This is a genomic window from Candidatus Chloroploca asiatica (genome assembly GCF_002532075.1).
Taxonomy (GTDB): Bacteria; Chloroflexota; Chloroflexia; order Chloroflexales; family Chloroflexaceae; genus Chloroploca; species Chloroploca asiatica.
In genome coordinates, this window is record NZ_LYXE01000121.1 from 26423 (window position 1) to 38104 (window position 11682).

The following is an 11682-nucleotide window of genomic DNA, read 5'->3' on the forward strand; positions in this document are numbered from 1 at the left end:
TACGCTTAGGATCACTATGAATAACCGCTGCCAATGAGGGGGCCGCCTATGGTGAGGTTGACAGTCTGGACGTTTCCATCATTTTATGGAGCGGGGATCGTGGTAAAGAGGCTCCAAATGCTCTCGGCAAGTGAGCTCATCAGGTTTCACGATGCTGCCTTGCTCTCCTGGTCATGCGGTCGCCACACCCCTTGCCTGCAGGTTATCGTCGAGTTACCGCGCATCTGGATGCTCGACGATGCCTTCTGGGGCATCCTGGCGGGGGCGCTCTTCCACCCTGATCGGTTCAACTCAGGGGCGGCTGATGGTGGCGCGATCGGCGCGATGCTGGCCTCGCTTGGGCTTAACGCGGAACTGCTCGATAACATCAGAGGGCTGGTCATCGAGGGAACCTCAGCCCTGCTGCTGCTGATCGAGCCCGAGGTGGTGTGGCGCATTCGCACTGCCTTTGAGGGCATGAGCTATACCCTTGTCGAGGCCCCTCTCTCGCTTGATCAACAGCAGTGGCTGCGTAGTGCCTTCAGTGCTCATATAGATTAAGACCGGGTTTCATGCTTCTTCGCCGCCCGCGCTCCCGGGAATGCCAAACAACGTAGGTGAGAGACTGCTCAGTAGTCTCTTACCTACGTTTTTTGCTCTGCTGCCGAAGGGAGTGCCGGCTTCAGCCGGCTAAAGCCGGCACTCCAGAATACTAGGTACTACGCAGCAACAATGCGCCCCTCTTTCACGGCTGCTGCAAGAGCCTCGTGGTCACGCTCGGTCTGATCCGCATACCGCTCGGCGAACGCAGTGATCGCCTCATCGAAAGCCTCGCCTTTGCCCATATAGGCGGCGATGGTGATGCGGTCTCCCGAGCGAGCATGCGCCCGCGCCAGCGCACCACCGCAGATAGCTGCGTAGAGCTGGAGCCCGTCGGGGCCGAGCATACTCACCTCGGCCGAACCCTTCATATCGCGGAGTTGGCGCCAGTAGTAGTCGTTGCCGTCAGCGCCCGTGTTCCAACCCAGGAAGATGTCACTCGCTGCCTGGAGCAACCGTTGGCCTGCGATTACCCGTTGGCCCTGGTTAGCGTAGCGACTCGGTGCTAGGTGCGGCTCTAGTACCGAGTGGTTCGCCTGCTTCACCTGGAGCAAGAGCGGGTCGTTGGCGTCGCGGCCAAGCAGCAAAATGACATAGGCCCGCGTCCCGACGCTTCCGACCCCCACAACCTTGCGGGCGATATCCGCGACACGATAGCGCATGAGCAGGTCGTGTCGATCGTCTTGAAGACTCTCGCGGTAGGTGCGAAACTCCTCGCGGATGCGCTCCTCGTGACTCCCCGAGCTCAGGGGAACCAGCAGGGGCGGATCGCTGATGAAGCGTCGTTGCCCGTCTACGAATGTGGTCAGTTTGTCGAGGGCTTGCAGGCTGTCTTTGCGCCGAGCCTTCGCCATATCGGTCTTCGCCATCTTTGCGGCACGCCCCGAGACTATTTGATCCAACATCTCGAGCAACTGCGTGGCCTCGATCCGGTGATACCAGAGCTCTAGCTCTCGCATCTCTGCGAAGCGCCGCATGGTCTCGCGATAAGAGAGAACCGCTACCTGCGCGGCGCGCCGAGACTGGCGGGCGGAAAAGTCATTGCTGCGGGCGGCTACGACGAAGCTTGTCGCCAGGCGCTTGACATCCCACTCGAATGGCCCCGGTAGCGTCTCGTCGAAATCGTTGAGATCGAAGAGCAACGCCCGCTCAGGTGAGGCATAGACGCCAAAATTTGAGAGGTGACAATCGCCGCAGAGCTGAACGGTGATGCCGCTATTGGGGGTACGGGCCAGGTCGTGGGCCATCACAATCGCTGATCCGCGCAGAAACGCAAAGGGTGACGCAAGCATGCGCCCGTACCGCAGGGGGACGAGTTCGGGCAGACGGGCCGGAGTCTGCGCTTCCAGAAGCGCAACCGGGTCAAGCCGATCTGCGCTCGGCTTCCACCTGGCATGAGCACTGCGGGATGCACGTTCGCGGGCGGCACGCCCCTGTTCTTCGCGCTGTGCCACCGTGGGATGGCGTAGCCGTGGGGGCGATGGCGTGGTGCTCGTTTCAGGCAACGCAGGTGTAATAATCACGTGCATACTTGCACCGGATGCCTCTTGTGAGACAAGACTCTCTGGCATAGCTTCCTCCTTATTAGGTTGCACACGGTAAGCGACATGCTTGCTAAGACCATTCTACGCCGCTGAACGGTCGGATGGCATCGTGCGTTGCCGCAATTCTGGTAGCCAACAAACGCAGGATCGCGGCCATGCGTCCTACGTAGATCGGGCAGGAACGTTGCTACTTTTAGCAGTTCCTACCCGCTGCAACGCTGCTGGGGGCGCACCGAAGTCGGCTATGCCGACTTCAGTGCGCCCCCAGCAAAAGTGGTAGGGCGTCAGCCCTACCCATAACGCCGTCGCCAGACAAGATACCACGCCAACGCGCCCCCCATCAGCAAGACGCCGACCCCAAGCAACATCTGTGCCCTCACCGGCGAACTTCCTGGGCTAAGAGGCGGTGATTCTACTGGTGCATTGTCGCCCGGTGCCGAGTCAACCTCGGGCGCAGGTTCAGCCGCCATCATCGGGGCCATTGGCGCGGCTGGTTCAACCCTCGCTTCAGGGGTTGCCGCCGCTCTGACGGACGCCTCGGTCGGGGCGCTTGCTACCTCGGGACTCTCCAAGCCTCCGGCATGCCCTACGCCTGGCTCAGGGCTGGTCTGGGCCTCTTGCTCAATCAGCGCACTCATGGGCTCGAACATGGCGGTATCGGCCATCGCCTGGTTGCCCATCCCGAGCAACTGGACACTGGCAAACACGACGAGCAGGAGCCCGACGAGACCACTGCCAAACTGCATCACCCAGGCGAGCGGCCAGGCAAACCTGGGGCGCACGGTTGTCGCCGGGTCAAGCGTGAACGAACGTGGCGGCACGACCGTTTCAAGCTCGCGCAGACTCGCCACGGTGGCCCGTAATGCTTCAAGCTCGGCTTTGAGCGGTGGCTCACGTTCGAGCCGACGTTCGAGGTTGACCCGCTCGGCTACCGTCAGTTGCTGATCAAGATAGGCCGAGAGCAAGAGCTCATCGTGTTCAGACAGATGTGTTCTAGATACGTGATTCATCGTCATGGCTGCCAGGTCATCAACCGGACAGATGGGCACCTTGGGTGATGGTGCAAGGCCAGGGCAAGCTGTATCAGCTAGCTATCATTATCATGACGGAATTGGCTTGGTAGAAGTTCCCCCGCTCGGAGCAGATCGCGCATCCGCGCTCGGGCGCGACTCAAGCGCGATTTGACTGTGCCCAGGTTGGTGCTGGTGATCACAGCAATCTCTTCGTAAGCCAGCCCTTGTACATCACTGAGGATCAGCACAATGCGCTGATCCTCGGGGAGTTTTGCTATCGCTTGTTGGATCGCGGCCGCCAGTTCATGGCGCAACGCCGTCTCTTCGGGCAACTCACCGGTGTCGGCCAGTTCTAGCACTGGCCCGCCCGCTTCGCTCTCCGTAGCAGCCTCCAGCGAGATGCTCGGACGGCGTTTGCGGCTGCGCAACAGATCGTAACAGGTATTCGTCGCAATGCGCAGCAACCACGAACGAAAAACCCCGCCACGGAACTGGTTGAGCTTGCGGTACGCGGTGATGAAGGTCTCTTGGGTTACGTCAGCAGCGGCCTCGGCTTCGCCAAGCATGCGGTAGCAAAGGTTGAAGACACGGCGCTCGTAGAGCCGCACAAGCTGATTGTACGCCTCGACATCACCTTGTTGACTGGCTTGCACCAGACGCTGTTCTTCATGCTCCATAACACCTGGTAGACTTGCTCGCGGGCGCATTTCCGGCCCGTATTATACCAGAGTTACCCTGTTCTCTCCCATGCTCGCACCACGCTGCGCCATGCCCGCCAGAGGAAGTAGGTCTCGATCGGTCCGCTGATCAGAAAGGCCGCCCAGACAACCCAGAGTGCCGGTACCAGCCAGACGCCGACCAGGGCGATGACGACGGCGAGCCAGTTGAGGATGCCGGTGATGATCAGCGGCGTCCGTGTGTCGCCGGTGCCGCGCAAGGCTCCGGCATACACAAACGTCGCTGCCCAGAGCGGTTGGGTCAGGGCGACGGCAATGATCGCTCCTGATCCACTGGCAACGAGCGTTGGATCGTCGTTGAAGAGCCGGATCAATGGGGCGGCAAAGAAGATAAAGAGTAGCCCCAACCCACTCATCCAGAGCACCGCCCACCGCAGGGCAACCCGGGTATAGGCCTGTGCTTCATCAATCCGTCCAGCCCCGACGGCTTGCCCCACCAGGGCGGTTGCCGCAAGCCCAAACCCAAGCCCCGGCAAAAAAGAGAGCGAGAGAATGTTGAACGCGATCCGGTGCGCCGCCAGATCGACGGTGCCGAGCATTGCCACAATCGGCGTCAGCGCTGCCAGCGCTGTGATCACCAGCACCTCTTCGAGCGCCGCAGGGAGCCCAATGTGCATCACCGACCCGAACGCCTTGCGCTCGGGTCGCCAACTCCCGGCTCCACCTACCTTCACCCCGTTGCGCCCCCGGACAAGCACCAGCACAAGCAGAATCGCCCCCATGCCTCGTGACAGCACGGTGCCCCAGGCACTCCCCACCGCCCCAAGCTCTGGCATGCCCAGGTGCCCATAGATCAGGGCCCAGGTCAGAACAAGATTCACCAGATTCGCCAGGGCCGTGACCTGCATAGGCGTCTGCGTATCGCCGGCCCCACGCAGCACGGCACTCGCCAGCAACATGATCGTCAGGGTCGCAAGCGCACCCATCGTGACCATCAGATACTCGGTGCCAATCGCGGCAACCTCTGGCTCAAGCCCAAAGAGCCCCATCAGCACGGGACTCAGCAGAAGCCCAAGGAGTGAGAGAGGCACCGCAATCACCACGCTCCAGATCAGCGTCTGGCGTGCAACCCGGCTTGCTTCAACCAGATTGCCTGCGCCTACGGCCTGGGCTACCAGCACCGACGCCCCGACAGCCAGCGCGCTCATGGCGGCCAGCAACACAAAGATCACCTGGAGCGACGCCCCGACCCCGGCGAGCGCTGCCACGCCGAGGCCGGCCACCAGCAGCGTATCCACCACACCCATCAAGGTCTGGAGCAGATTTTCGCCAATAACCGGCACAGCGAGGTCAAAGACCCGCCGCCGGATCCCTTTTTGTTCACGTGAAACAATCACTTGGTGACGACCTGTTCGAGCAGTTTCACATTCGCATACACCGCATCAATGTGCGGCGTAGGCGTGCCAGTCAGACGGCCAAGTTCGGCGACTGCCCCCACCAGGGCATCAATCTCGGTGCGTCGGCCTGCTTCGATATCTTGCAACATCGAGGTCTTGTGGGCCCCGATATCTTCGGCCATTTTGATGCGCCGTTCGATCGAAACTGGGAAACGGATGCCGAGGGTTTCCGCCACGGTCTGGGCTTCGGCCATCATCTGCTCGGCCAACGCTCGGGCAAGCGGATCGGCAATAATGCGATCAACCGTCGCCCGTGTCAACGCACTGATCGGATTAAATGAGAGATTGCCCCAGAGTTTCAACCAGAGTTCGTTGCGAATATCGGGGCGTGGCGGGGCCTTGAGGCCAGCCTCGGTCATCAGGCGCGACAGGCGGATGACCCGTTCGCTTCGTTCGCCATTCGGCTCACCAAGCGTAAAGCGGTTGCCCTCGATATGTCGGATCTCCCCGGGGCGCGTGATTTCGGCGGCAGGGTAGACGACACAGCCCATCACCCGCTCGATCTCGGTGGCGGCAGCGATGACGCCCCCCGGATCAACCGTCTCGATCCGGCGGCCTTCGTATGGCCCACCGTGCTGCTGAAAATACCACCACGGAATGCCATTTTGCGCATAGACCACCGCTGTCTCTGGTCCATAGAGCACGCGCATCGGCTCGACCAACCCCGCGAGACTCTGCGCCTTCACGGCGACGATGACATACTCTTGGGGGCCAGCCGCACGCATATCATCAGTCGCCAGCACCGGGTGCGCCACCTCACGCCTGCCATCATCATACGTCAACGCCAACCCGTCGCGCTGGATCGCCGCCAGATGCGCCCCTCGCGCAATCAACGTCACCTCCGCCCCCGCCAGGGCCAGTTTGACCCCCAGCAAGCCGCCAATTGCTCCCGCGCCCACAATGCAAATACGCATAGCTCAAACCTTTGAGATCTCACTACAACTTCCGCAAATAGACCTGCTCCAGCGTATGGCGCACCCCTTTTTCCAGGATCAGGTCGGCCCGTTCACGCGTTGGCTCAATATTCTGTTTAAGGTTGACATAATTAATCTCACGCCAGATCCGCTGCGCTGTAGCAACCGCTTCGGCTTCACTCAGATCGGCATAGCGCCGAAAATAGGAGGTCGGATCGCGGAAGGCGGTGCGCCGCAGACGCAAGAAGCGTTCGATATACCACTGATCGAGCAGGCGCTCGTCAGCATCAACATAGATCGAAAAGTCAAAGAAATCCGAGACAAAATTCTGAGGAGCCTGGGCGACTCTTCCTCCACGTTGCAGCACGTTCAGACCTTCGACAATCAGGATATCAGGGCGATCAATCACCATCGTCCGATCCGGCACAATATCGTACACCAGGTGCGAATAGATCGGCACCTCAAGGCGGGGCACCCCCGATTTGACATCCGACATAAACTGGAGCAACCGTCGCCGGTCGTAGCTCTGCGGAAAGCCTTTGCGGTGCATGATCTTGCGCTGTTGCAGCACCGTATTCGGATAGAGAAAGCCATCGGTGGTGATCAATTCAACCTTGAGATCACCGTGATAGCGTGAGAGCAACGCCTGGAGAATCCGGGCCGTACTGCTCTTGCCGACCGCAACGCTTCCGGCAATGCCAATGACATACGGCACCCGCTTGGCCGTTGGGTTGCCCAGAAAGACGTTTGTAACCTGATAGAGTTGTTGTGAGGCATCATAATAGAGTTGCAGTAGACGGACGAGGGGCAAATAGATGTCGGCAACATCTTCCAGCGAGACCGTATCGTTCAGGCTGACCAGGGTATCCAATTCTTCAGCGTAAATTGGCAGTGGCACCCCCTGGCGCAGACGTGCCCATTCGTCACGGGAAAAGATGAGATACGGGCTACAACGTCGCTTGGCAGCGAGCATAGATGCCATCACGCTTCCTCTCATAGCTTATTCGTTTGTAAACAAAGTTTTCCGGTCTTCCTGGGAGCGCGGGCCGCCCGAAGAAGGTTACGTTGCTTCCTGATACTTCGTGCCCTGGGAGCGAGGGCGAGACGCCCTCGCTCCCAGGGCGCGTGTCATGCTGAGTACTACATGGCCCGCGGGCCAGTGGTGCCGTGAGCAACCAGTGTGTTGCACCGGCCTGCCCATGTCACCCCGAACGAAGTGAGGGGTCTTCCATGACGATCCGTGCAGATTCCTCACTGCGCCTGCGGCTTCGTTCGGAATGACCGCGGAGGCGTTGCGATCCGACCATCCATGAGGTTTGTTGCTCAGGAGCGGAGCGAAGCATCTCTACCAGAAAATGTAGTTCACAACTATTGACTCAACCCGAGCGCCTTTGCCATGGTAATCCGCTGAAGCTTGCCTGTCGCCCCACGGGGCAGGCTTTCGAGCATATGGATGCGCCGTGGCACTTTGAAGTCGGCCAGGGTCGCGCTACAATAGTCCCGTAATGCCTGTTCGCTCACCTCTTCTTTGAGGACAACCGCCGCATGAACTTCTTCGCCCAGCGTCGGGTGAGGTACGGCAAACGCGAGGGCTTCGGCCACCGCAGGATGCCGCAAGAGCACATCGTCAATCTCGAGTGGCGAGATCTTTTCGCCGCCGCGGTTGATCAGTTCTTTCAATCGCCCTGTCAGCTGCAGGTAGCCGTCGGCATCGAGCATCCCCTGGTCGCCCGTGCGGAACCATCCCTCCACAAACGCGGTCGCATTGGCTTCGGGGTTGTTTTCGTACCCATCAACCACATTTCTCCCGCGCACCACGACCTCGCCGCGTTCACCCTGGGGCAACAGTGCCCCGTGCTCATCCATAATCCCAACCTCGACGCCAAACCCAATGCCCACCGAGCCAGCCTTGCGTGGGGCCGGTGGCAACGGGTTCGACGTCATCTGGTGGCTCGCCTCGGTCATCCCATAGCTCTCGAGCACCGGCGCGCCAAAGACGGTCTCGAGGCGTTCCATCACCACTGGTGGCAGAGGTGCGCTGCTCGAACGAATAAAGCGGAACGGATTGGCGCGAATCAGGTCGAGGTTGCGTTCGGCGCGCGCCAGCAGCAACTGATGCATCGTCGGCACCGCCGAATACCAGGTCGGGCGGAACTGCTCGACCCAGTTCCAGAATTTCAGGCCATCAAAGCCCGCCGGACAGATCACCGTACCCCCGGTTGCCAGGGTGCTCAACAGCGAGGCGACGATGCCGTGGATGTGAAAGAGGGGCATCACACAGAGCGCGCGGTCCTCGCCGTTGAGGTTGTAGGTGGCCCCAATATGGGCCGCCGAAGCAGCCAGATTGCGGTGACGGATCGGCACGCGCTTGGGCCGACTCGTTGTGCCGCTGGTATGCAAGATCATCGCGACATCATCAGGGGTTGCGAACGCCGCATCTCGTGGGTGCGGCGCAGGCGTAGCGCCCCCCGGCTGAAGCGTAAACGTACCATCAGCGGCCGCCACCACTTCGAGCACAAACATCCCCGGCAAGAGCGCCGCCCGCGCCTCGGCCTGGGTCTCGGGCAAGACCACGAGCGCCTTGGCCTGGGTATCCTCAAAATAGAAGGCAAACTCTTCTTGCCGATACTTCGGGTTGAGCGGCGCCGCGGTCGCGGCCGTAGCTGTCGCAAGAAACGTGACCACCATCGCCGGGCCATTGCCCATTGCAATGGCAACCCGATCACCGCGACCTAGCCCGAAGGCCTGCAACTGCGCCGCCATTGCGACCACCGAAGTGCGCAACCCTTCATAATTCAACCCTGGGTAATCTGGCGCGACGAGGGCGGCAGCTTCAGCGTCGCCCTCTTGCAACAGGTCAAGCAAGGTTTTCTGTATATCATTATCAATTAGCGCCATTGATCAGACCCCTTTGCGCCTTTGCGCCTTTGCGTCAAATCATCCGTCTTCTTACCACCCGGCGGCGACTCCATCACAGCGGGCTTCGGTGCCGGCCACATACTCGCCCGAGTCGCGCCGCCAGATAATCTGACCACGCCCAAAGCCACCGACTTCGGCTTCCGCGATCACCTGATGCCCCCGCGCCATCAACCCCTCGATGACATGGCGCGGTGTCTCAAGCTCGACGCGCACGCTCCCATCGCGTTCCCAGCGCCAGCGCGGTGCATCCAGGGCCGCCTGCGGATGCATGCCATAGGTGAGGCTATTGACGATCACCTGGGCATGGCCTTGCGGTTGCATATGGGCACCCATCACCCCAAACGGCCCGATGCCCTGCCCATCTTTCAGCAGAAAACCGGGGATGATTGTGTGGAAGGGCCGCTTGCCGGGCACCAGCATATTCGGATGCCCAGGGGTCGTGACAAAACCACAGCCACGATTATGCAGCGCAATACCCCAGTCGGGCACCACCACCCCCGAACCAAAGCCCATATAGGTCGACTGGATCATGCTGACCATCCGCCCTTCGCGGTCGGCAGCACAGAAATAGACCGTGCCACCTTGTGGCAATTCACCGGGGCCAAAATCCTGGGCGTGGTCACCAATCAGACTGCGCCGTGCAGCCAGGCGTTCACGGTCAAGCATCGCCGACACTGGCACCTCAGCCATCGCCGGATCGCCAACATACGCAAAAATATCAGCAAAGGCCAGCTTCATCGCCTCGATCTGCAGATGAAAACTCGCCGCCGAGTCACGCACATAGCTCGCCAGATCGACGCCATCAAGGATACCGAGCGCCAGCAACGCCGCGATGCCCTGCCCATTCGGCGGAATCTCGGCCACCGTATAACCACCATACTCCATCGTAAGCGGTTCAACCCACTCGGAACGATGCGCCGCGAGATCGTCTGCCGTCAGCAGACCACCGGTTGCCTGACTGAAGCGTGCGATCGCCTCAGCGATCTCACCCTCATAAAACGCCCGTGGCCCGACCTCCGCGAGCATCCGCAACGTCCGTGCGTGCCCAGGGCTACGGAACCGCTCACCCGCCCGTGGCGCACGGCCATCGAGGGCAAAAGTCTTGAGAAAACCGGCAAACTCAGGGCTTGTACGCTCGTGCGCCGCAGCGACCCCTTTGGCCCAGAAATGGCTCACCATCGCGGCCACCGGCGCACCCTGCTCGGCATAGGCAATGGCTGGCCCCAACACCTGGGCCAGCGGCAGCGCCCCAAAACGGCTATGCATATCCCCCCAGAGCTGCACCACCCCGGGCACCGTCACCGGCAACCAGCCATAGGTCGGCATCGTACCCTGCCCCGCGCGCTCAAGAGCCTCCACACTCAACGCAGCCGGCGCCCGCCCCGACCCATTGATCCCGTGCAGTTTAGCCCCATCCCAGATCAGCGCAAAACCATCGCCCCCAAGCCCATTCGAGGTTGGCTCAAGCACCGTCAAACACGCCGCAGCGGCGAGCGCAGCATCTACCGCCGTCCCCCCGGCCTGCAACATCGCAAGGCCAGCCTGCGACGCCAGCGGATGGCTCGTCGCCACAACGCCATTCCCCGCGATCAACGGCACCCGGCGGGAAGCATAAGGAATATGTAACAGATCGTTGTTCACACGGCACTCCATCGGGCTAAACAAGAAAGCATCAGGCAGGCACCCATGCACACACCTCAGGTGAATTATGCCACAGAATTGCAACTGTAGGGGCACGGCTTGCCCGTGCCCCTACAGTTGCTGGGCCAACAAGCGCGATCATCACAGCCCTCCTCCGCCGAAAACCGCAACCGCCTCATAGGGCGTACGGGCTGTTTGAGCGAAGGGCGCTTATGCAGAGTTTGCCAGCAGTATCCCAAGAGCCAGAGGCGCACGGCGGGGGTGCCAACGCCATCCATGTCATTCCGAACGGAGTGAGGAATCTTCACTGATGCGCATGGAAGACCCCTCGCTACGCTCGGGGTGCCACGGCGGGCGCAGCGGGGTGCCACGGCGAGCGCAGCGGGGGTGGCAACGCATCCATGTCATTCCGAACGGAGTGAGGAATCTTCACTGCGGCGCATGGAAGACCCCTCGCTGCGCTCGGGGTGACATGGCGGGCGCAGCGGGGTGCCACGGCGGATGCCTTGGGGTGCCACGGCGGATGCCTTGGGGTGCCACGGCGGGCGCGACGGGGTGGCAAGGACGCACGGCGGGGGTGCCAACGCCAGCCATGTCATTCCGAACGGAGTGAGGAATCTTCACTGCGGCGCATGGAAGACCCCTCGCTCCGCTCGGGGTGCCACGGCGGGCGCAGCGGGGTGACACGGCGGATGGCCTTGGGGTGCCACGGCGGATGCCTTGGGGTGACACGGCGGGCGCGACGGGGTGGCAAGGACGCACGGCGGGGGTGCCAACGCCATCCATGTCATTCCGAACGGAGTGAGGAATCTTCACTGCGGCGCATGGAAGACCCCTCGCTGCGCTCGGGGTGACATGGCGTGTTAAATGTCAACTAGATTTGCCGCCTGGTGTCAACTAGATTTGCCGGTTCCCGCTCCCTTCCCTCGTGACCTGCG

The 11682-nt window shown here is 61.3% G+C and carries 9 protein-coding genes; 1 reads left to right on the forward strand and 8 read right to left on the reverse strand.

The window, feature by feature from the left end; all coding sequences use genetic code 11:
* Positions 1-48: 48 nt before the first annotated feature.
* Positions 49-540 carry a DUF1269 domain-containing protein gene (locus tag A9Q02_RS15870; protein WP_172451039.1) on the forward strand — a complete coding sequence of 164 codons (492 nt, stop codon included), beginning with the start codon at positions 49-51 and terminating at the stop codon, positions 538-540.
* A gap of 158 nt (positions 541-698) precedes the next feature.
* Here the strand turns inward: A9Q02_RS15870 and A9Q02_RS15875 are convergent, their stop codons facing one another.
* The 8 genes from A9Q02_RS15875 to A9Q02_RS15910 form a co-directional block, all read right to left on the reverse strand.
* Positions 699-2150 carry a DUF2252 domain-containing protein gene (locus tag A9Q02_RS15875; protein WP_216361535.1) on the reverse strand — a complete coding sequence of 484 codons (1452 nt, stop codon included), beginning with the start codon at positions 2148-2150 and terminating at the stop codon, positions 699-701.
* 263 nt (positions 2151-2413) lie between these two features.
* Positions 2414-3133 carry an anti-sigma factor family protein gene (locus tag A9Q02_RS15880; protein ID WP_141508964.1) on the reverse strand — a complete coding sequence of 240 codons (720 nt, stop codon included), beginning with the start codon at positions 3131-3133 and terminating at the stop codon, positions 2414-2416.
* A gap of 77 nt (positions 3134-3210) precedes the next feature.
* The gene (locus A9Q02_RS15885; RefSeq protein ID WP_097654070.1) at positions 3211-3813 is read right to left on the reverse strand and encodes a sigma-70 family RNA polymerase sigma factor; all 603 of its coding nucleotides are present in this window, start codon (positions 3811-3813) and stop codon (positions 3211-3213) included.
* 53 nt (positions 3814-3866) lie between these two features.
* A complete protein-coding gene (locus tag A9Q02_RS15890; RefSeq protein WP_245860568.1) occupies positions 3867-5210 on the reverse strand; it encodes an MATE family efflux transporter in 1344 nt (447 codons plus the stop codon).
* On the reverse strand, positions 5207-6184 hold the full coding sequence (locus A9Q02_RS15895; RefSeq protein ID WP_097654071.1) for a 2-dehydropantoate 2-reductase: 978 nt from the start codon (positions 6182-6184) through the stop codon (positions 5207-5209). The genes A9Q02_RS15890 and A9Q02_RS15895 overlap by 4 nt, the downstream gene beginning before the upstream one ends.
* Positions 6185-6206: 22 nt before the next feature.
* Positions 6207-7166, reverse strand: a complete 960-nt coding sequence (coaA, locus tag A9Q02_RS15900) for a type I pantothenate kinase (protein ID WP_097654072.1) — start codon at positions 7164-7166, stop codon at positions 6207-6209.
* Positions 7167-7552: 386 nt separating this feature from the next.
* Positions 7553-9082 carry an acyl--CoA ligase gene (locus A9Q02_RS15905; protein ID WP_097654073.1) on the reverse strand — a complete coding sequence of 510 codons (1530 nt, stop codon included), beginning with the start codon at positions 9080-9082 and terminating at the stop codon, positions 7553-7555.
* A 51-nt stretch (positions 9083-9133) separates the two neighbouring features.
* Positions 9134-10744, reverse strand: coding sequence for a gamma-glutamyltransferase family protein (locus A9Q02_RS15910; RefSeq protein WP_097654074.1), 1611 nt, complete (start codon positions 10742-10744; stop codon positions 9134-9136).
* Between the last annotated feature and the right edge of the window lie 938 nt (positions 10745-11682).

Excerpts from the sequence above, each read along its gene's own strand:
- A9Q02_RS15905 (WP_097654073.1), bottom strand. The coding sequence starts at position 9,082 with ATGGCGCTAATTGATAATGATATACAGAAAACCTTGCTTGACCTGTTG.
- A9Q02_RS15885 (WP_097654070.1), bottom strand. The coding sequence starts at position 3,813 with ATGGAGCATGAAGAACAGCGTCTGGTGCAAGCCAGTCAACAAGGTGAT.
- A9Q02_RS15895 (WP_097654071.1), bottom strand. The coding sequence starts at position 6,184 with ATGCGTATTTGCATTGTGGGCGCGGGAGCAATTGGCGGCTTGCTGGGG.
- coaA (WP_097654072.1), bottom strand. The coding sequence starts at position 7,166 with ATGGCATCTATGCTCGCTGCCAAGCGACGTTGTAGCCCGTATCTCATC.
- A9Q02_RS15870 (WP_172451039.1), top strand. The coding sequence starts at position 49 with ATGGTGAGGTTGACAGTCTGGACGTTTCCATCATTTTATGGAGCGGGG.
- A9Q02_RS15875 (WP_216361535.1), bottom strand. The coding sequence starts at position 2,150 with ATGCCAGAGAGTCTTGTCTCACAAGAGGCATCCGGTGCAAGTATGCAC.
- A9Q02_RS15880 (WP_141508964.1), bottom strand. The coding sequence starts at position 3,133 with ATGAATCACGTATCTAGAACACATCTGTCTGAACACGATGAGCTCTTG.